7 protein-coding genes are annotated in these 22,659 nt (G+C 62.7%); 2 read left to right on the top strand and 5 right to left on the bottom strand.

Features of this window, described 5'->3' with window-relative positions; all coding sequences use genetic code 11:
* The first annotated feature begins 11 nt into the window (after positions 1-11).
* Both GXB78_RS06950 and GXB78_RS06945 read left to right on the top strand, forming a co-directional pair.
* A complete protein-coding gene (locus GXB78_RS06950; protein WP_329514867.1) occupies positions 12-12,326 on the top strand; it encodes a non-ribosomal peptide synthase/polyketide synthase in 12,315 nt (4,104 codons plus the stop codon).
* Positions 12,327-12,392: 66 nt separating this feature from the next.
* Positions 12,393-13,355, top strand: a complete 963-nt coding sequence (locus tag GXB78_RS06945) for an alpha/beta hydrolase (protein WP_329514866.1) — start codon at positions 12,393-12,395, stop codon at positions 13,353-13,355.
* Between the two features lie 1,209 nt (positions 13,356-14,564).
* Here the strand turns inward: GXB78_RS06945 and GXB78_RS06940 are convergent.
* From GXB78_RS06940 to pvdM, 5 genes are all read right to left on the bottom strand, one after another.
* A complete protein-coding gene (locus GXB78_RS06940; protein ID WP_329514865.1) occupies positions 14,565-17,048 on the bottom strand; it encodes a TonB-dependent siderophore receptor in 2,484 nt (827 codons plus the stop codon).
* Positions 17,049-17,163: 115 nt separating this feature from the next.
* On the bottom strand, positions 17,164-18,813 hold the full coding sequence (locus GXB78_RS06935) for a cyclic peptide export ABC transporter (protein ID WP_329514864.1): 1,650 nt from the start codon (positions 18,811-18,813) through the stop codon (positions 17,164-17,166).
* A 109-nt stretch (positions 18,814-18,922) separates the two neighbouring features.
* Positions 18,923-19,810, bottom strand: coding sequence for a dihydropyoverdine dehydrogenase (gene pvdO / locus GXB78_RS06930; protein WP_329514863.1), 888 nt, complete (start codon positions 19,808-19,810; stop codon positions 18,923-18,925).
* A 36-nt stretch (positions 19,811-19,846) separates the two neighbouring features.
* Positions 19,847-21,133 carry a pyoverdine-tailoring periplasmic protein PvdN gene (pvdN, locus tag GXB78_RS06925; protein WP_329514862.1) on the bottom strand — a complete coding sequence of 429 codons (1,287 nt, stop codon included), beginning with the start codon at positions 21,131-21,133 and terminating at the stop codon, positions 19,847-19,849.
* Positions 21,130-22,494, bottom strand: a complete 1,365-nt coding sequence (gene pvdM / locus GXB78_RS06920; RefSeq protein ID WP_329514861.1) for a pyoverdine-tailoring dipeptidase-like protein PvdM — start codon at positions 22,492-22,494, stop codon at positions 21,130-21,132. Before pvdM ends, pvdN begins: the two co-directional genes overlap by 4 nt.
* Positions 22,495-22,659 lie beyond the last annotated feature (165 nt).

The following is a 22,659-nucleotide window of genomic DNA, read 5'->3' as shown; positions in this document are numbered from 1 at the left end:
GGGAAAAACGCGTGCAAGAGTTAATCGAGTCGGTAGGACAACTTTCGGCTAAGCAAAGAAAGGCTCTGGCGGTTCTGCTCAAGCAGAAAGGCGTCAACCTCTTTGACATTGCCCCGGTTTTCAAGCGCACGGCTGAAGAGCCGTTGCTGCTGTCCTACGCTCAGCAGCGCCAGTGGTTCCTCTGGCAGTGGGCACCGCACAGCGCGGCCTACAACATTCCGACGGCCCTGCGCTTGCAGGGGCCGCTGGATGTGCCGGCACTGCAACGCAGCATCGCCGCGCTGATCGAACGCCACGAAACCTTGCGCACGGTATTCACTCAAGACAGTGCACAACCCTTGCAAGTGATCCTGCCCGCAGGACCTTTTACCCTCGATATTCACAACCTGAGCACTGAACTGGCGAATGATCCGGAGCGTTCGATCCAGGCCTTCGTCCAGACCCAGAGCCAGAAGACTTTCGACCTGCAGCACGGCCCGTTGCTGCGTGCCGCGCTGCTGCAGGTCAGCCCCGTTGAGCATGTGCTGGTGCTGACCCTGCACCACATCGTTTCCGATGGCTGGTCGCTGCAAGTGATGATCGAGGAACTGGTGCAGCTCTACGCCGGTTTCAACCTCGGTCATGACGCCGGTCTGCCCGCGCTGCCGATCCAATACGCCGATTACGCCTTGTGGCAGCGCCAGTGGATGGAGGCCGGGGAGCAGGAGCGCCAACTGGCCTACTGGCAGGAAAAACTCGGCGGTGAACAGCCGGTACTGGAGCTGCCGCTGGATCGCCCGCGCGCGGTCGAACAGAGCTTCGCCGGCGCCAGCCATAACCTGATTCTCGACCCGGCGCTGAGCCATGCCCTCAAGGCCTTCGCCCGGCAGGAAAACGTCACGCTGTTCGTGTTGCTGCTGGCTTCGTTTCAGGCCTTGTTGCATCGCTACAGCGGGCAGAGCGACATCCGTGTCGGTGTGCCGGTGGCCAACCGTGGGCGGGTGGAAATCGAGCGCCTGATCGGTTTCTTCGTCAACACCCAGGTGCTCAAGGCGGATGTCGACGCAGAGTTGCCATTTGTCGAGCTGCTGCGTCAGGTCAAGCAGACCGCGCAGGAGGCGCAGGCGCATCAGGACTTGCCCTTCGAGCAACTGGTCGAAGCGCTCGAGCCGGGCCGCAGCCTGAGTCACAGTCCGCTGTTCCAGGTCATGTTCAATCACCAGGCCGAGCGCCGCGCAAGCGTCGCCACACGCCTGAACGGTCTGAACATCGAGCCGCTGGAATGGCAGAGCCAGACCGCGCAATTCGACCTGACCCTCAACACCACCGAACAGGCCCACGGCATCGAAGCGGTGCTCAAGTACGCCACCGACCTGTTCGACGCGGCGACTATCGAGCGCCTCGCGCAACACTGGACTGCGCTGTTGCAGGCGATCGTCGCCGAGCCGACCCAGCGCATCGGCCAATTGCCGATACTCGACGCCGGCCAGCAGCAACAGCTGTTGGCGCAATGGAATCCGCTGCGGGTCGAACAACCGCTGACCCAGTGCATCCAGCAAGCCATCGAAGCCCAGGCCGCGCGGCATGCCGACGCGGTGGCGGTGAGCTTTGCCGGGCAACGCCTGACCTACGCTGAACTCAATCGCCGCGCCAACCAATGGGCGCATACGCTGATCGAGCGGGGTGTCGGCCCGGACGTGCGCGTCGGCGTTGCGGTCGAGCGTTCGCTGGACATGATCGTCGCCATCCTCGCGGTGCTGAAGGCCGGCGGTGCCTATGTGCCGCTGGACCCGAGCTACCCGGATGATCGCTTGAGCTACATGATCGACGACAGCGGCATTCAATTGCTGTTGACCCAGGGTCATTTGCTCGGGCAGTTGCCGATTCCGCCGGGGCTGGTCTGCCTCGATCTGGATCAGACGCCGGAACACAGCATCGAAAGCAACCCGCCATGCCTGATCACGCCGGACAATCTGGCCTACGTCATCTACACCTCCGGTTCCACCGGTAAACCCAAAGGCGCGTTGCTGCCGCACGGCAACGTCATGCGCCTGTTCAGCGCCACCGAGCAGTGGTTCGATTTCGGCGCGCAGGACAGCTGGACGCTGTTCCATTCCTACGCGTTCGACTTTTCGGTGTGGGAGATTTTCGGCGCGCTGTTGTACGGCGGCAAACTGGTGGTCGTGCCCCACGATGTCAGTCGTTCGCCGGAGGATTTCTACACGCTGCTCTGCGATGAAAATGTCACGGTGTTGAACCAGACACCGTCCGCATTCAAGCCGTTGATGCAGGTCGCCTGTGAATCCTCGCGCAGTAATGCCCTGCGTTACGTGGTGTTCGGTGGCGAGGCGCTGGAAGTACAGAATTTGCGTCCGTGGTTCGAACGTTTTGGCGACCGCGCGCCGACGCTGATCAACATGTACGGCATCACCGAAACCACTGTGCACGTGACCTACCGGCCATTGTCGCTGGCGGATCTGCAGAGCAATCACAGTAGCCCGATCGGCGCGCCGATTGTCGACCTGTCGTGGTACCTGCTCGACAGTTCGCTCAACCTGGTGCCGCAAGGTTGCATCGGTGAGTTGTACATCGCCGGCGCCGGTCTGGCCCGTGGTTATCTGAATCAGGCCGGCATGAGCGCCACCCGCTTCGTGCCCGATCCGTTCAATCGCAAGGCAGGCGAGCGCCTGTACCGCACCGGCGACCTCGCACGGCTGCGCGGCGACGGGGTGATCGAGTACATCGGCCGTATCGACCATCAAGTGAAGATCCGTGGCTTCCGCATCGAGCTCGGCGAAATCGAAGCGCAACTGCTCAAGCATCCGCAGGTGCGCGAAGCGGTGGTGCTGGCGGTGGACGGCCTCAGCGGCCAGCAACTGGCAACCTGGGTCGTGCCCGTCGAGGCTGTGAACGCGGACGAGCAGGGCGCCCTGCGCGACTCGATCAAGGCGCATCTGCGCGAGACCCTGCCGGATTACATGGTTCCGGTCAGTTGGGCGTTCCTCGACCGACTGCCGCTGACCGCCAACGGCAAACTCGATCGCAAGCAACTGCCGCAGCCGGATGTAGCGCAAGTGCTAGAGGCATACGCCGCACCGCGCAGTGAACTGGAACAGCGTCTGGCCGAGATCTGGCAGGACGTGCTCAAGGTCGAACGGGTCGGCCTGCACGACAACTTCTTCGAGCTGGGCGGCGATTCGATCATCTCGATTCAGGTAGTCAGTCGCGCGCGGCAGGCCGGCATTCGCTTCACGCCCAAGGACATTTTTCAGCACCAGACCGTGCAGCGTCTGGCCACCGTCGCGCAACAGAGCGACGCCGTGCAAACGGAGCAGGGCGAGGTGCTCGGCGACGCGCCGCTGACGCCAATCCAGCATTACTTCTTCCACAGCGACATCCCGGCGCGCCATCACTGGAACCAGTCGATCCTGCTGACCCCGGCGAAAACCCTGCAAGCCGCTGCGCTGCAACAGGCCTTGGCACAAGTGCAAAAACAGCACGACGCCTTGCGTCTGCGTTATCGCCAAACCGAACAGGGCTGGCAGCAAAGCCATTGCGCTGCGGATCAGCCACAAGACTTGTTGCGCAGCTTTACGCTGGACGACAGCGCCGGATTGCCAGCGCTGTGCCTGGACCTGCAACGCAGCCTCGATCTGCAAAACGGCCCGCTGATCCGCGCGGCGCTGGTCGATTTGCCGGACGCCAGTCAGCGTCTGCTGCTGGTCATCCATCACTTGGTGGTTGATGGCGTGTCGTGGCGGATCCTGCTCGAAGATCTGCAAAACGCCTATCAGCAGATCAGCAGCGGACAGAGCGTGCACCTGCCGGCGAAGACCAGCGCGTTCAAGGACTGGGGCTTGCGCCTGCAAGAGCATGCGCGCAGCGCGGCGCTGGACAGTGAGCTGGCCTACTGGCGCGAGCAGTTGCGCGACGCGCCGCTCGGTTTGCCGCTGGACAATCCACAGGGCCAGTTGAACAACCGCTTCGAGCGCAGCGTCGACACGCGCCTGGATGCCGAACGGACCCGGCAGTTGCTGCAACAGGCCCCGGCGGTCTACCGCACCCAGGTCAACGACCTGCTGCTGACCGCACTGGCGCGGGTGTTGTGCGAGTGGACGGCCAGCGACAGTGCGCTGGTGCAGCTCGAAGGCCATGGCCGTGAAGACCTTTTCGACGACATCGACCTGAGCCGCACCGTGGGCTGGTTCACCAGCATGTTCCCGGTGCGCCTGACACCCAATGCGAGCCTGGAAACTTCGATCAAAGGCATCAAGGAACAACTGCGCGCGATCCCCAACAAGGGCATCGGCTATGGTTTGCTGCGTTATCTCGGCACGCCCGCCGCACAAGCGGCGTTGCATGAATTGGCGCAACCGCAGGTGACGTTCAACTACCTCGGGCAGTTCGATAACAACTTCGACGAAGACGCCTTGTGGCGGCCAGCCACCGAAGACAAGGGCGCCGGTCAGGACGCAAACGCGCCGATGGCCAATTGGCTGACCATCGATGGCCGGGTTTATCAGGGCCAGTTGAGCCTGACCTGGACCTACAGCAGCGACGTCTTCGAAGAGGCGACGATTGCCGCTCTGGCCCGCGCCTACGAAACGGCGCTGAGCGAATTGATCGACCACTGCCTCAGCCATGCGGGCGGCCTCACGCCGTCCGACGTGCCGCTGGCTGGTTTGTCCCAGGCGCATCTGGACAGCCTGCCGATCGGCGCTCAGCGCATCGAGGACATCTATCCGCTGGCGCCGATGCAGCAAGGCATTCTGTTCCACAGCCTGTACGACGCGGACGCCAGCGCCTATGTCTATCAGATGCTGCTGGACATCGACGGCCTCGACATCGCGCGGTTCCAGCAAGCCTGGCAGCGCGTGGTCGATCGCCATGAAGTGCTGCGTGCCGGTTTCATCTGGGGCCGCGATGGCCTCGACGCGCCGTTGCAGGTGATCAATCGTCAGTTGACCCTGGAAATGCCGGAAATCGATGTGCGCGATGCCGCTGATCTGCCGGCGGTACTTGAAGCGCGGGCGCAGGCCGACCGTGAACGCGGCTTCGATCTGCAGAATCCACCGCTGTTGCGCCTGTGCCTGCTGCGCACCGCCGATGCTCGTCATCGACTGATTTTCACTTGTCACCACATCCTCATGGATGGCTGGAGCAACTCGCGGATGTTCGGCGAAGTGCTGCAGGATTACGCCGGCCAGCCGGTGCCGAGCGCGCAGGGCCGCTATCGGGATTTTCTGGTGTGGCTGCAGGGCCAGGACAAGGCGGCTGCGCAGGATTTCTGGCGCGGGCAACTGGCCGAACTCGACGAACCGACCCGACTGGCGTCGGCCTGCCACGGACGGACCGTACCGGGGCCGGGCAAACAGATGCATCGTCTGCATTTCGATGAAGCGCTGACTCAGCGTCTGAACAACTTCTCCCGCCAGCAACAGGTAACGCTCAACAGTCTGGTGCAAGCGGCATGGCTGCTGGTGTTGCAGCGCTACACCGGTCAGGCCACCGTGGCGTTTGGCGCCACGGTATCCGGGCGTCCGGTGGATTTGCCGGGCATCGAGGAGCAACTGGGGCTGTTCATCAATACCTTGCCGGTGATCGCCAGCCCGCAGGCCACCCTCAGCGTTGGGGATTGGGTGCGCAGCGTGCAGGACAAGAACCTGTTGCTGCGCGACTACGAACAGACGCCGTTGCAGGACATTCAGCGTCTGGCCGGCTTGAGTGGCGAGGCGCTGTTCGACACCTTGCTGGTGTTCGAGAACTACCCGGTCTCTGAAGCGCTGGAGGCCAATCCGGGCGGGCTGCGTTTCTCCGGTCTGGAGCATCGCGAGCAGACCAACTACGGTCTGACCCTGATCGCTGGCGCCAGCGAGGTGCTCAACCTCGATTTCAATTACCTCACCGAACACTTTGCCGAACGCAGCGTGCTCGCTCTGGCCGCACATTTGCGCGAAGTGCTCGAGCAATTTATCGCAGCGCCGCAGCAGGCTCTCGGCGAGATCGGTCTGCTGCCGTTGGCCGAGCGTCAGACGCTGGCGCAGTGGAACGACAATCACGCGGCTTATCCGGCCGAGCGCTTGATCTCGCAGAGCTTTGAAGCACGGGTGGCCGCGCATCCGCAGGCACTGGCGTTGAGTCATGCCGGCGTGGCCTTGAGTTACGGCGAACTGAACCGGCGAGCGAATCAGCTGGCCCGGCATTTAGTGACGCTGGGTGTCACCGCCGAAGTGCGCGTCGGCGTGGCGCTGCCGCGTTCGGCGGAACTGGTGATCGCCCTGATGGCGGTGCTCAAGGCCGGCGGCACCTACGTGCCGCTGGACCCGGACTACCCGGCCGACCGCGTGGCCTACATGCTCGACGACAGCCAGGCGAAAGTCCTGCTGACCCAGCAAGCCTTGCTGGCGCAACTGCCTTCGACAGAAGCGCAGGTGGTGCTGGTCGAGGCCGGCGGCGAGGCGTTTGCCGCGCAGGTACCGGACAACCTGCCGGCGCGCGCTGACTCGGCCAATCTTGCCTATGTGATCTACACCTCCGGTTCCACCGGTAAACCGAAAGGCGTGGCCATCGCCCATCGCAACGTGCAGGCACTGATTCACTGGTCCACCGAGGTCTACAGCGAAGACGACCTGCAAGGCGTGCTGGCCTCGACGTCGGTGTGCTTCGACCTGTCGGTGTGGGAGATTTTCGTCACCCTGGCGCGCGGCGGATCCATGGTCATGGCGCGCAATGCCCTGGAACTGCCGGACTTGCCCGAGCGTGATCAGGTGCGCCTGATCAACACCGTGCCGTCGGCGATTGCCGCGTTGCAACGCATCGGCCAGATCCCGCCGGGCGTGCGCATCATCAATCTGGCCGGCGAGCCGCTCAAGCAGGCGTTGGTCGACACGCTGTACCGCGAGACCTCGGTCGCCCACGTCTACGATCTGTACGGGCCTTCCGAAGACACCACGTATTCGACCTGGACCCGCCGTGAACCCGGCGGCCAGGCCAATATCGGCCGGCCACTGCGCAACACCACCGCGTACCTGCTCGACGAGCAATTGCAGGCAGCGCCGCTCGGCATTGCAGCGGAGCTGTATCTGGCCGGCGCGGGCATCACCCGTGGCTATCTGTTGCGCCCGGGCCTGACCGCCGAGCGCTTCGTGCCCAACCCGTTGGCGAGCAACGGCGAGCGTATGTACCGCACCGGCGACCTGACGCGCTGGCTGGATGACGGCTGTATCGAATACGTCGGCCGCATCGATCATCAGGTCAAGGTGCGTGGCTTCCGTATCGAACTGGGGGAAATCGAAGCGCGTCTGCTGGCCCAAACCAGCGTGCGCGAAGGTGTGGTGCTGGCGGTGGACGGCGTTGGCGGCCAGCAACTGGTGGCTTATGTGGTGCCGGCCGAGGCCGATCAGAGCCTCGCGCAACTGGATGAGCTGAGCGCCGAACTGCAAGCCGCGCTCAAGGCGCATCTGCCGGAATACATGGTGCCGGCGCAGTGGCTGTTCCTCGAGCAATTGCCGCTGACGCCCAACGGCAAACTCGATCGCAAGGCTCTGCCGGCACCGGACGCCAGCCAGGCACAACGCGATTTCGTAGCGCCGTCGACGCCGCTGGAGCAGCAACTGGCCGAGGTCTGGCAGGACATTCTGAAGATCGAGCGGGTCGGCGTGACCGACAATTTCTTCGCCCTCGGGGGTGATTCGATCATCTCGATCCAGTTGGTCAGCCGCGCGCGGCAGCAGGGCATTTGCTTCACCCCCAAAGACCTGTTCCAGCAGCAGACGGTGCAGAAACTGGCCGCAGTGGTTTCGCTTGAAGACGCGCAATCCGCCAGCGCTGCCGACTACCCGCTGGCGCAACTGGATCAGGCCCAGCTCGATGCCTTGCCGGTGCCGGCGGAGCTGATCGAAGACGTCTACCCGCTGTCGCCGATGCAGGAAGGCATGCTGTTCCATACGCTGTCGGATAACGGCAGCAGCCTTTACGTGCAACAGGTCAGCCTGCCGATCAAGGGCCTCGACGTTGAGCGCTTCCGCCGGGCCTGGGAATTCATCATTGTGCGTCAGGCGATCCTGCGCACCAGTTTCCATTGGCAGGATGGGCTGGCCAAGCCGTTGCAGGTTGTGCATCGCCATGCGCCGCTGCAGATGCAGGTGCTCGATTGGCGTGGGCAGGACTGCAGCGAGGCGGCGATTGCCGAATTCGCCAGCGCCGACCGCGCATTGGGTTTTGATTTGTCCGAAGCGCGTTTGCAGCGGGTGACCCTGTTGCATCTGGGCGACGAGCAGTTCCAGATGATCTGGACCAGCCACCATATTCTGATGGACGGCTGGAGCAGTTCGCGGTTGTTTGGCGAGGTTTTGCAGTATTACTCCACGGGCCAGGTGACTGGCGAAAATGGCCGCTATCGCGACTTCATTGCCTGGTTGCAGGCGCAGGATCAGGACGCCCAGGAGCTGTTCTGGAAAGCACGTCTGGCGGTGGTCAGCGAACCGACTGCGCTGAGTCAGGCGATGCACCCGCGCCACAGCGCCGACGTTAGCGGCCACGATGCGCTCTATTCGAATTGGGACAAGGCGCAAACCGCGCGTCTGCTGGAGTTCTGCCGCGACTTGCGCATCACCCCCAACACGCTGATCCAGGGCGCGTGGCTGCTGCTGTTGCAGCGTTATACCGGCCAGCAGACGGTGACCTTCGGCGCCACCGTATCGGGGCGTCCGGAAAGTCTGCCGAACGTCGGGAACATGCTCGGCCTGTTCATCAACACTTTGCCGATCATTCAGACGCCGCAGGCCGATCAGCGTCTGGCCGACTGGCTGGGTGAAGTGCAGGCTTACAACCTCGACATTCGCGATTACTCCCAGGCACCGCTGGCCGATGTGCAGCGCTGGTCGAACCTCGGTGGTCAGGCGTTGTTCGACAGCATCGTGGTGTTCGAGAACTTCCCGATCGACGAGCGCTTGCAGGAAGAAACCGACACCGAGCTCACCTTCGGCAAATCCATCGGCCATGGCGTGACCAACGTGCCGATGGACCTTGCGGTGATGCTCGGCGACGAGTTGTCGATCGAATACCTGTACCTGCGCAGCCACTTCAGCGCCGAGGCGGTGGAGGGCATTCGCCTGACCCTGGAAAACACCCTCGCGGCGATGATGGCGGCGCCGTATGAGCGGCTGGGCAACTTGCAGCGTCTGTCCGCTGAACAATGGCATGCGGCGCAGGCCTGGAGTGCCGAGCCGGCGCACCGCCATGAGCCTCGCCTGTTGCCGGAGCTGATCGGTCGTCATGCGCAACAGCAACCCGATGCGATCGCCGTGCAGTGCGCCGGCGAAAGCCTGAGCTACGCCGAACTGGAGCGTCAGGCCAACCGACTGGCGCAGTGCCTGATCGCCCACGGTGCCGGGCCGGAAGTGGTGATCGGCGTGGCGTTGCCGCGTTCGCTGGAAATGCTGGTGAGCTTCCTCGCCGTGCTCAAGAGCGGTGCCGCGTACGTGCCGCTGGACATCGATTATCCGCCGGAGCGCTTGGCGTACATGATCGAGGATTCGCGCATGGCTTTGCTGCTGACGCAAACCGGCCTGCGCGCGACGTTGCCGGTGCCGCAAGGCCTGCTGCGCTTGGAAATCGATCAGCTCGATCGCAGTCTCTATAGCGACGCTGCTCCGGTTTGCGATGTCCATGAGCAGAGCCTGGCCTATCTGGTCTACACCTCCGGTTCCACCGGACGGCCGAAAGGCGTGGCCGTTACTCAGGGCCCGCTGAGCATGCACTGCCAGGCCATCGCCGAGCTGTACGAAATGGATGCCAGCAGTTGCGAGCTGCACTTCATGTCGTTCGCTTTCGACGGCGCTCATGAACGCTGGCTGAGTACGTTGTACAGCGGCGGTCGTCTAGTGATCCGCGACGGTTGCCTGTGGACCCCGGAGCAGACCTATCAGGCCCTGCACGATTACGGCGTGACCATCGCCTGCTTCCCGCCGGCCTACCTCAAGCAACTGGCCGAGTACGCGGCAGCCAGCGGCATCGCGCCGCCACCGGTACGCATCTACTGCTTCGGTGGCGATGCGGTGCCGGAGCAGACCTTCGAACAGGTCAAAGCCGCGTTGCGTCCGCAATACTTCACCAACGGCTACGGCCCGACCGAAACCGTGGTCACGCCGATGCTCTGGAAGGTCGCCATCAGCCAGCACTGCGAAGCGGCGTATGCGCCGATCGGCCGCGCGGTCGGTGCGCGTTCGCTGTACGTGCTCGACGACGATCTGAATCCGCTGCCGCCGGGTTTTGCCGGTGAGCTGTACATCGGCGGCTACGGCATCGCTCGCGGTTACTACGGGCGCCCCGATCTGAGCGCCGAACGCTTTGTGCCCAACCCGTTTGCGCCCGGCGAGCGCCTGTACCGCAGCGGCGATCTGGTGCGCCGCCGTCCGGACGGTGTGGTCGATTACGTCGGACGCATCGACCATCAGGTCAAGGTGCGCGGCTTCCGTATCGAGCTGGGCGAGGTGGAGGCCAGCCTGCGTCAATTGCCGACGGTCAGCGATGCTTTGGTAATCGCTCGGGACAATGCGTCCGGCAAGCAACTGATCGGTTACGTGGTCACCACCAGCGGTGAAGACATCGGCGATGAACTCAAGGCGGGGCTGCGCGCCTCGCTGCCGGAATACATGGTGCCGGCGCAGATCGTCTGCCTCTGCGCGTTCCCGGTCACGCCCAACGGCAAACTCGATCGCAAGGCCCTGCCGGAGCCGGAGTTCAAAAGCGACGAATATGTTGCGCCGCGCACCGAGCAGGAAACCTTGCTGGCCGAGATCTGGGCGCAGGTGTTGCAGGTCGAGCAGGTGGGTATCAGCGACAACTTCTTTGAACTGGGCGGCGATTCGATCCTCAGCCTGCAAGTGATCTCGCGGGTGAGAAACCATCCGACCCTGCAGATGGAGCTGAAGCTGCGCGATCTGATGCGCTATCAAACCATCGCCGGCATTGTCGAGCAGCAAGTGGCGAAGGAGGGGACCGGGCAAGCGCTGCCGGACCTGACCCAGGTGGCAGCGGAAGGCGCGTTCAATCTGCTGCCGATCCAGCAATGGTTCTTCGCCGAAGGCATGGCCGAGGCGCATCACTACAACCAGTCGTTGCTGCTCAGCGCACGTCAGCCGCTGGATCTCGATGCATTGGAACAGGCGCTGTGCTTGATCGAACAACATCACGATTCGCTGCGCCTGCGTTTTTCCAACGACGGCGGGCGCTGGTTGCAGCGCTACAGCATCAGCGCGGCAGATGACGCAGTGCTATGGCGCCGCGAAGCGCAAAACAGCGAAGAGGTCGAAGCCTTGGCCAACCTCGCGCAACGCAGCCTCAAGCTCGAAGACGGGCCGGTCTGGCGGGTCATGCATGTGGCCTTGCCGGATGGCCAGGCGCGGCTGCTGGTGGTGATTCATCACCTGGTGGTCGACACCGTGTCGTGGCGGATTCTGCTCGACGATCTGAAAGTCGCTTATGAAGCTTGCGTGCAGGGGCTGCCAGCGCAGTTGCCGATTCGCACCAGCAGTTATCGTTCGTTCGCCGAAGCGTTGCAGGCGCAGGCGCCTGTGATTGCCGAGCAGGAATTGGCCTATTGGCTGGAGCAACTGGATCAACCGGGCGTCGATCTGCCGTGCGACAACCCGCGCGGCAAGAACCTTGTGCGGCAACAGGCGCAGGCACGGCTCAAGCTGTCCCGCGAGCACACCGAACAACTGCTCAAACAGGCCCCGGCGGTGTACGGCACGCAGATCAACGACCTGCTGCTGTCAGCCCTCAGCCGTGCGCTGTGCCGCTGGAGTCAGCAACCGTCGGCGCTGATTCTGCTTGAAGGGCACGGTCGCGAAGACCTCTTCGAATCGATCGACCTGAGCCGCAGCCTCGGCTGGTTCACCAGCATGTTCCCGGTGCGTTTGCGCCCGGACAGCGACGACATCGGCCAGTCGATCATCGATGTGCAGGCGCAACTGGCGGGCGTACCGCAGAAAGGCATCGGCTACGGCGTGCTGCGTCATCTGGCCGGGCCGGACATTTCGGCGCAACTGGCCGAATTGCCGCAGGCACGGGTGACGTTCAACTACCTCGGCCAGTTCGACCAGAGTTTCGACGAACAGGCGTTGCTGGTGCCGGCACTGGAAGAAACTGGCGACAACTACAGCCTCAAGGCGAATCTGGGCAACTGGCTGGAAATCGTCGGCCAGGTCTATGACGGGCAACTGGCCTTGCGCTGCATCTACAGCAACCAGCGTTACCGCGCCGGCACCATGGATGCGCTGATGAGCGATTACCAGCGCGAGCTTGAAGCGTTGATCGAACACTGCATGGCACGGGTGGGTTGATCGCCCGGTTTTTGCGCGGGCGCTGCCAAGGCGCGCCCGGTTTTTTGCGGATAAAGGATCTTATCGATGTCGTTACACCCTGATCTGGAAGCTTTTCTCGACCTGGCTCAAGACAGCCAGGACGCCGGCCTGCCGGCCATGCACCAACTGAGCCCGAGCGAGGCCCGCGCGACTTTCGAACAGACCACCGCGCAACTGCGCTGGCCGGCGCCGCAGGACCTTGAAGTCACCGAGATCGAAACACAGTCCCGGAATGGCGCGGCGCTGGCGTTGCGTTTGTATCGGCCCAGCGGTGTGGCCTCGTCGCTGCCGGTGCTGGTGTATTTCCACGGTGGCGGGTTTGTGGTCGGCAGTCTGGATTCCCACGACGGTGTCTGCCGTGAGTTTTGCCAGCGCACGCCGTGTGCGGTGCTCTCGATCGGTTATCGGCTGGCGCCGGAGCATCGCTTTCCGACGGCGCTGGAGGATGGCGAGGACGCGTTGGCGTGGCTGGCGGAACAGGCTGTGAGCCTCGGCCTGGATGGTTCGCGCGTTGCGTTTGGTGGCGACAGCGCGGGCGCCACGTTGGCGACGGTTCTGGCGATTCAGGCGGTGCTGCAACCTCACACGGTGGCCATCGCGCCCAAGGCGCAGTTGTTGTGTTATCCGGTGACCGATGCTTCTCGGGTGCATGATTCGCGGCTGTTGTTTGGCGAGGGGTATTTGCTCGAGAACGACACGCTGGACTGGTTTTATCAGCACTATGCGCGTGGGCCGGAGGATTACCTGGATTGGCGTTTTTCGCCGTTGCTGGCGGAGGATTTGCGCGGGGTTGCGCCGGCCATTGTGGTATTAGCCGGGTTTGATCCGTTGCTGGATGAGGGCCAGGCTTATGTCGATAAGCTGCGCGGGCAGGGGGTTGAGGTCGAGGTCGAGGTTTGTGCCGGGTTGACTCATGATTTGTTGCGGTTGGGGGCGGTGGTGCCTGGGGTTCTGGAGGTTTATGCGCGGGTTGGTGGGGCGCTTGCGCGGGCTTTTTGGATTGGGTGAATATCCGTTTTTTTTGGTGTTGCTGCTGGCGGTTTCGCCCTTACGGCGACTTACTTTTTTACAAGCGCCAAAAAAAGTAAGCAAAAAACGCTAGCTCCTGCGTTCGGCCCTCGCAGGCTCGGGTCCCTTCGCTGCGGGATCGATCCGGGCGCAGCGGCTCCGGTTTGCTCCGCTGCACCTACACTCGCTGTGTTTGGCTGCGCCAAACGGTCGCTGCGCTCCCACCCCCGGATCAATCCCTCCACTCAGCCTTCCGACGTCGCCCGTGGATCAAGATCAAAAGCAGGCGAGCTGACACTCGGCCTATTGAGTGGTGAAAAGCGTGGGGGGCCGGCTTTTGATTTGTGTTGTTGCTGCCCCTCACCCCAGCCCTCTCCCGAGGGAGAGGGAGCCGATTTGCGGGCTTTTCAGAATCTGCATCGACTCGGTATCGCAAGTCGGCATATTTCACCCAAACAACGCGGGTCAGTCCCCTCTCCCTCCGGGAGAGGGTTAGGGTGAGGGGCTTTTGATTTTCTGCATATGCATTCGACTCGGTGTCTCAGGTCGGTGTACCCCGTCCAAACACCTCGGTCAGTCCCCTCTCCCTCCGGGAGAGGGTTAGGGTGAGGGGCTTTTGATTTTCTGCATATGCATTCGACTCGGTGTCTCAGGTCGGTGTACCCCGTCCAAACACCTCGGTCAGTCCCCTCTCCCTCCGGGAGAGGGTTAGGGTGAGGGGCTTTTGATTTTCTGCATATGCATTCGACTCGGTGTCTCAGGTCGGTGTACCCCGTCCAAACACCTCGGTCAGTCCCCTCTCCCTCTGGGAGAGGGCTAGGGTGAGGGGCTCTTGATCTGGCTTTTGCTTTGCTTCGGCTTTTGATCTCCCGCCCCTTCGGCAGGCTTCGTTACGGGATCGATCCGGGCGTGGGAGCGCAGCGACCGTACGACGCAGTCGTACACAGCGAGAGGAGGTGCAGCGAAGCAAACCGGAGGCGCTGCGCCCGGATCGGTCCCGTAACGAAGGTACCCCGAGCCCCAGCGAGCGGGCCGTACGCCGGGGCAAAGCCTTTTGGGTTACCTTTTCGGCGTTTGGAAAAGGTGACTCGCTGTAAGAGCGAAACCGCCAGCGGCAGCACCCGCAGCAACGGATATGCCCCCAATCCCAAAAAACAAAAAGCCCCACATCTCACAATGCGGGGCTCTCTCAAAGCTCAAATCAGAAAATCAGAAATCAGCCTTCACCGACATCACAAAATTCCGCGGTTCGCCATAGAAGTTACCGAACCCCTCGGTCCCGATCGTCGCGTAATAACGCTTGTCAAACAGGTTGTTGCCGTTCAACGCCACCGACCAAGTGTCATCAATCCGATAACCAATGCGACCGTTCCAGACCGCATAACCCGCACCATCGACATTGTCCCCACCCAGAGGCGAAACCCGGTAAGTGCCCGTCTGCGCATTGACGCCCGCACCAATCGTCACCCGATCCAGCGGCCCGCTCAGGGCGTAATCACCCCACACGCGCAACAGATGACGCGGCACGTAAGAGTTGTAGACCGCGCCATCCTGAGTCGCATCGGCGTCTTCCAGCACCTTGGTCTGGGTATAGGTATAACCGGCCAGCAATTGCAGGCGATCAATCACTTCACCGCTGACTTCAGCTTCAAAGCCCTGGGCGCGAACCTTGCCCGAGTTGATCGAGCAGGAACTGTCTTCGCAACGCAGGTCATCCTGGGCCGCGTCTTTCTGGATGGTGCGGAACAGGTTGAAGGAGCTGTTCAGACGACCGTCGAACCACTCACCCTTGATCCCCAACTCGTAGCTCTGGCCGATCAGCGGTTTGAGCGTGCTGCCGTCGATGGTTTTGTACGAGCCTTGCGGAGTGAAGATGTCGGTGTAGCTGGCGTAGGCGGTCAGGTTGTCGTTGAGGTCGTAGAGCAGGCCGGCGAACGGCGTGACCTGGCCGGTTTCGGTGGACTTGGTGTTGACCTCGGTGCCTTCGCCGCGGAAGTACTGCACCGAATCCGTGTCGGATTTGTACCAGCTGACCCGGCTGCCGAGTACCAGCGTCATCGGGTCGGCGAGTTTCAGGCGGGCGATCGAGTAAGCGCCGTATTGCTTGATGTGCATATCCACCGGACCGCCACGGGAGGCGTTGGCCAGGTAGTAGCTTTCATCCGGCTGCGGGATGTGGTGGTTGGGGTTGAACACGTTCTGGCGCTGCGGCAATGCAGCCACCGCGTAGAAGTCGTCCTTGTGCGAACGGCTGGCGTTGGCGCCGACGATCAGTTCGTGCTGCTGGCCGAAGGCATCGAATTTGCCGTCGACGTAGGCATCGAAACCGTAATCGCGCTGATCGTAGTCATAGGTACTGCCGAGCATCAGTGTGTTGCTGGCAGTGGCGCCCAGAGGTACCGCGCCGCTCGGGAAGGCGTATGCCATGTCCTGGGTGTTGCGCGAGTAGACACCGGCGACTTTCAGCGACCAGTCATCGTTGAACTGGTGCTTGACGTCGGCGAAGTAAGTGGCGCGTTTGCTGCGCTGGTTGTTCCACGCAGTGTTCAGGCAGGTCGAGCGTTTCAGGTGCAGGTCAGAGCCGTCGGCGTAGCGCGGCAGGCCGCCCCAGCACGGGGTGGCGTCGACGTCTTCATAGGCCATGCCCACGCCCAGGGTGGTGTCGGGGCTGAGGTCGAAGTCCAGCGCGCCGTAGTAGACCTGGTCGCGGCGTTCGCCGACATCGTAGAAATACTGCCGGGTCTGCTGGGTCACCACGGCGCGACCACGCACCGTGCCGGCGTCGTTCAGCGGGCCGCCGGTGTCGACCTGGCCGCGGTAGTTGTCCCAGGTGCCCGCCGACAACGACAGCTGCGTGTGCGGGGTGTCCTGGCCGCGCTTGCGCACGAAGTTGACGCCGCCGGCGGTGCCGCCCGCGCCCTTCATCATGCCGGCCGCGCCGCGGAGGATTTCCACGCGGTCGTAGATGGCCATGTCGCTGTTGAAGCTGTCCGCCTGCACATAGCTGCTGCCGATGTCCAGCGGCACGCCGTCGTACTGGTACTGGCCGGTCATGCGGAAACCGCGCGAGTAGAAGTACTTGCCGCCCATGGGCGAGTCGTAGACGGTGATGCCCGGGGTCTTCTCCATCACCTGTTCGATGGTGTTGAGGTTCTGGTCATCGAGCATCTTGCGGGTCATTACCGTGATCGACTGCGGTGTTTCTTTCAGCGAGTGCACGCCCTTGCCCATGGTCACGGCGCCGGTGGTGTAGGAGTTGCTGCCTTCGGTGGTGGCGCCGAGGCGGTTGGCGTTGACGTTGGTCGGCGCCAGTTCCATCGCACTGCCGCTGGTGGCCGGGCCGAGCACGGTGACGGTGTTGCCGTCACGCTGATAGCGGATGCCGGTGCCGCTGAGCATGGCCTTGAGCGACTCGTCGTCCTGATAGCGGCCGTTGAGTGCGCTGGAGCGCAGGCCTTGCAGGCTTTCCGGGCTGTAGACGATCTGCAGGCTGGTCTGCTGACCGAGGGTCTGCAGGGCCTGGGCCAGCGGTTGGGCAGGGATGTTCAGGGTCCATTCCTGGGCCTGGACATACGGCGCCGCCGCGAGGGTCAGTGCCAGACCCAGGCCGCTACCGGCCAGGCGAGTGCGGGTCGCGCCGTGCATCAGCAGGGCTCGAGTCAGAGGGCGAAGCATGAAACGGGATGCGGACATGAGGTTAAGACCTTGGCAGGTATAGTTGTTAATGGTTCTTATTCATCTCATTAAGACGAGGAAGCCGCGGCAAACCGGAAAAGTTTTTTCTCCGGCCTGGTCGCGGCTGCCTCGATCAGGCGGGTTGCAGTTCGCTCTGGACCTTGCCGGCCTCCATGCGCACCAGTTGATCGGCGACGTCGAAGTAACGATCGTCGTGGGAAATCACGATGATGGTTTTGCCCAGACGCTTGAGGTCGGGCAGCAGCTCGGTATAGAAGATCCGCCGGAACGTCGGGTCCTGATCCGCTGCCCACTCATCAAACACCAGCACCGGGCGCTCTTCGAGCCAGGCATTGACCAGCGCCAGGCGTTTGCGCTGGCCGGTGGACAGGTCGGTGGTGCTGAACGCGCCGTCGCGCACGCTGACCTTGTGCGCAATCTCCAGGCGTTCGAGGTAGCGCGTGGCATCCTGCGGCACTTCACGATCGCCCTGAATCAAGTCATCGAACAGGTAATAGTCGGCGAAGATCGTGGTGAAGTTCTGGCGGTAATCGTCGCGGTTGACCGCGGTGATCGGCTTGTCGTTGACGCGGATTTCGCCCTCGGTCGGCGCGTACAAACCCAGCAACAATTTGATCAGCGTGGTTTTGCCGCAGCCGTTCTCACCGACGATGAACACGATGTCGCCCTGTTCGATGCGCAGGTTCACCGGCCCGAGGCGGAACGGTTCGCTGCCTTCCACGGGCGGGAAGGCGTAGCGCACGTTGCGCAGTTCGAGGCTGTTGACGGCGGCCGGCTTGCTGCCCTGATCCTGCAGCAACAGGTGCGGTTCCGGTGAGGAAAACTGTTCGCTGAGTTCGGCGATGCGGCGGAAGGCAATCTGTGCGCGGCTGATGATCGGCAGGGTGCTGATCAGGTGTTCCAGCGGCCCCTTCATGTACAGCAGCACCAGAACGAAACCGCTCATCACCGCTTTGTCGGCACTCGGCCACAGCGATTGCAGGGCCAGGGCCATGCCGATGACCACGAAGAACAGCATCGAGCCAAACGACTTGGCGATGACAAAAGTGTTGATCGATTTGATCTGGGTGTCGCAGATCTTTTCCGCGGTTTTCTGGATGCCGGCGACGAACATGCGCTGGCGGCGCGGGCGGTGGATGCGCAGTTCCTTGGCGCCTTCGGCGATCGCGTTGTAGTGCTTTTGCAGTTCATCCTCGGAGTCGCGGGCGGCGTAGAAACCGCGCATGCCCTTGGCCCGGGCGATGGCCTGGATGGTGGTGCCGATGGCGATGGCCACCAGCATCATCAGGAACATTGGCCACGACAGCATGGCCAGATAGCCGAGGCAGCCAAGGGTCACGGTCATCGAGATCGCCAGCGGCGCGAAGGCGAAGGCGAAGTCGCTGATGGTGTCGACGTCGTGGGTCAGCACCGGAATCAGGCGATGACTGCGATAGCGTTCAATCTGGTCGATCGGCGCCGACAGGACTTTTTCCCCCAGCTCTTTGCGCAGTTTGGCGATGATGTGCTGGCCGACGTAGTTGGTGCCGATGTCCGACAGAATCGTGGTCAGCAGGGCCAGAGCACACAGGCCGGCGAAGATCATCACCACGGTGCGGGTCAGGCCGTCATCGGAATGCAAGGCGTTGTTGATGGTCGCCAGCAGCACGGTGACGCTCAGGCCGCCGAGCATGCCGAGCACGATGGACGCCGAGACGATCAGGCGGAAGGGCTTGAGCAGGGCGAACAATTCGTTGATCGCCCCACGCGTAGGCTTGGTCATGGAGGATTCCTGCTTCGATGCGGAGGGAGTGCCGGTACTTAAGGAAAACGAATGGTCGCGGAGTTTCTTTAACCGAGCGCAGGCGTGGCTGCGCTCGTCGAGGGCGGGATCAGAGGTCGCGTACTACGCGAAAGCCCAGCCAGTCGCCCTTGCTGGTCGGCCAACTGCTGTTGCGGTTGCCCGAGCGGGAGAAGATCGGCGCTTCGCCCCAGTCGTTGCCGCGCATGACCTGGCGTTCGCAGTTTTCCTGGGTCCATGGACGACCGTCGGCAGGCACGCCGGAGTAGTCCGGGTGATAGCAGTCGGCGGTCCACTCGTAGACGTTGCCGTGGGCGTCGAACACACCAAAGGCGTTGGCCGGGAAGGTGCCGGCCGGCGAAGTGAAGTTGTAGCCGTCGGCCGCGCCATAGGTGTTGGCGTGTTTGGAAATCTGGTAATCCTTGCCTTCATCGAACGGGAACGGGAAAGGCCCGGTGCTGCCGCCTCGGGCGGCGTATTCGCGGATCGATTCGCTCTGCAGGCGATAAGCGTGGCCGGTTTTTTTCGATAGCCAGTCGATGTAGCCCTGGGCTTCGGCGACGTTCATGCACACCGCTGGATCGCGGGGCGTCTGTTTGAATTCGGGTTTGCCGGCGGTGCAGCGGCGGCCGGGGCGGTCGTCGAAGTCGTAGGGCTTGTTGCCGGTTTCGCGCACATAGGCGTCCCATTCGCCGACCAGCACCTGCGAGCGGCTGATGGCCAACGGTTTGCTGAAGGTCACGGTGTGCAGCGGGCCTTCATCGGGCTGACGGCCGACTTCATCGTCCGGCGTGCCCATGGTGTAGCTGCCGGTCGGCAGCACGACCATTTCCGGGCAGTCCTTGCAGTCCTTGAACACTTTGCCCGCTGCGGGTGCGGTCGCCGCCAGCGCGGTGCCGGGCAGCAGTGCCGCGCAGAGGGCGCTCAGCGCCAGTGCGGGCAGGGCTTTGGAGAGGAGTGACGCGTGAGGCTTTTTCATGAGTCGTCTCTTTGAAAGGAAAACGGCAATCGAGGATCAGGCGCGCAGCTTTTTACCGAGGATGTCCATGAAGCGATCCACTTCGGCTTCGTTGTTGAGCAAGCCCGGTGCGGTGCGAATCACCGGCCCGACGTCGCGGCTGACCGCGTCGCAGATCACCCGGTTCTGCATCAGCCAGGCAGCTACTTCATCGCTGTCCTGGCCCTTGATCCGGAAGAAGGTGAAACCGGCGGAGAACTGCGAGGCGAGCGGGGTGACCACTTCGATGTTGCGGTGCTCCTGCAGGCGTTGCTTGAGGTAGCTGTTGAGCTGATGAATGCGCGTCTTCACCTCGGCCTTGCCCAGTTGCAGGTGCAGCTTGAAGGCTTCGTCCAGCGCCCAGCGATGTTCGAAGGCGTGGTAGCCGCCCGGGGTCATGATGGTCGAGAAGGCCGTGGCCTCGGAGAATGTCGGCACGCTGGGGCTGACGTATTTCAGTTCTTCAGTGCGGCTGCAGACAATGCCGGTGCCGCGCGGGCCGAACATCCACTTGTGCGTGCCGGCGATGAAAAAGTCGCAGTTCATCTGCGGGAAACTCAGGTCGTCGACGCCGAAACCGTGCACGCCATCGACCACGTAGATCAGCCGGTCCTGGTCGTCGCGCTGACGGTTGTGCTCGTCGACCAGCCGCGAGATGTCGCTGATCGGCAGCTTCACGCCGCTGCCCGAATGCACCCAGGTCATGCCCAGCACGCGGGTCTCGGGGCGGATATTGCGGTTGATCGTGTCGAGCACCTGATCCAGAGAAATGCTCTGCGGGTTTTCGAACAGGGTGAGTTTGCGCACTCGCGTGCCGTCGCGACGGCTGCGGAAATCAAGAATGTTGCGCGTCGAATAATGCTCGTGAACCGTGGTGAGAATCTCCTGGTCCGCGCGCACCTGCACGCTGCCGTAGATCATCGCCAGGCCTTCGGTGGTGCTGCCGGTCAGGGCGATCTGCCCCGGTTTGGCTTGCAGGTACTGGCCGGCCCAGTGGCGCACGTTTTCTTCGCGCTTCTCGGTGACGCCAAGATCCCAATCCATCGCCAGACCCGGATTCAGATCCAGCGCCGCGCGATGGCGTTCGATCGCGTCGCGCACCGGTTTCGGGTGCGAGGTGACCAGAAAATTGGCGAAGTGGATGGCCTGGGGATCCTGATCGAACAACTGGCGCAGCTGTGCCCATTTGTCCCGCGATGCAGTCGGCACGGCAGCGATCGCCGCCGGTGCAGTCAGGCTGGCGCCCAAGGGCAGGGCGGCGGCGAGCAGGCCGGCCTGCTTGAGAAACGTGCGACGATCAGTCATGGCCGGGCCACCTCCTGGCGCGACGCCAGTGCTGGTTTCGCGGCTTTATGCACCTGATCCCAGACGCGCATGAAGTTGCCGCCCCAGAGCTTGGCAATGTCTGCTTCGGAGTAGCCGCGCTGCAGCAGCTCGGCGGTGACGTTGCGGATCTCGCCGACGTTTTCCCAGCCTTTGATCCCGCCGCCATCGTTGAAGTCCGAGGCGATGCCGACGTGGTCGATACCGATTTTGCGCACCGTGTAATCGATGGCATCGCCGAAGTCCTTGAGGGTGGCTTTCGGTTCTTCTTCGAGGATCGCATAGAGGCCGCTGGCGTACTGGCCGAGTTTCTGTTCCGACCAGGCGGTGATGATCGGATCGCCGGGCATCAGCGCCATGGCCAGATTGGGCAGCGGCGGCAGATCGAAGCGCGCACGCAGCGCATTGAGTTTGTCCTGGGTGCCCTGGGTCAGCGGTTTCAGGTACTGCGAGAAAGCCACGACCTGCACAACGCCGCCACTGTTCTTGATCAATTGCAGTTCTTTGTCGCTGAGGTTGCGGGGGATATCCACCGCCGCCCGCGGCGCAGAGTGCGAGGCCACCAGCGGTGTGCGGCTGAGTTCGGCGACTTGCTCGAGGGCTTTGGTCGACATCTGCGAAACGTCGATGATCACGCCCAGATCGTTCAAGCGCTGCACCGCTTGTTTGCCGATGTCCGAGAGGCCATCGAGGGCGTCGGGCGAATCATTGAAAAATGGCAGCGGCCGCGATGAGTCGGCCCAGCTGTTGTTGCCGATGTAACTGAAGCCGAACATGCGCATGCCGCGCCCGGCCCACAGGTCGAGCTTGCTCAGGTCGTTGCCCAGCGGGTAGGCGTTGAGCATGCTGATGAAAATCGCAAACTTGCCCTCGCCGTGCAGCCGGCGGAAATCATCCGGCGTGTAGGCGATGCCGGCCTGATTGGGGAAGTCGCGGACAATCCCGGAAATGATCTTGTAGCGCACTTCCTGCTGGTTGCGCGCCTCTTCGACGAAACCCTCGGTCGGGCGGTGCGGGGCGTTCGGGCCGTTCCACATTTCCGGCCAGCCGAACACCGTCAGCGCCGCACCGGACAGGCGTCCGCGATTGGCCTTGACCAGGTCGAACTGGCCCGAGCCATCCTTGTCGGCTTCGTGGTCGTGGCTGCCGAAACTCAGCGGCACGGTGATGTGGCTGTCGAACGACAGCAGGCGATCCTGCAACTCGGTCGCCTGTTTCATCACCTTCACCGGGTAGCCGGGGTTGTTCCAGTAATCCCAGGCCAGAAATCCTGCGCCGGCACTGATCGCCAGGGCCAGTGGCAGGCCGATGAATAGAGCCTTTTTCCAACGCGGTTTTGTCATTGCCATCTCATTCAGGTTCGCCGTCGAGGTACAGGCGCAGGGGCCTTTGCTATCTGGGAAGAACGAGTGGCCGGGTGGCTAATTTAGGCGGGCGTTACAAATGCCCGGCAGCGGCGCAGCGATGTTTTGCCGGCGGCGTAAATTTCCCCGCCGAGCAAACGTTCT

Origin of the sequence: Pseudomonas moraviensis subsp. stanleyae (genome assembly GCF_036283065.1) — a bacterium.
Lineage (GTDB): Bacteria > Pseudomonadota > Gammaproteobacteria > Pseudomonadales > Pseudomonadaceae > Aquipseudomonas > Aquipseudomonas stanleyae.
The sequence above is the reverse complement of the archived record's forward strand: the minus strand, read 5'-3'. Positions and strand labels throughout refer to the sequence as shown.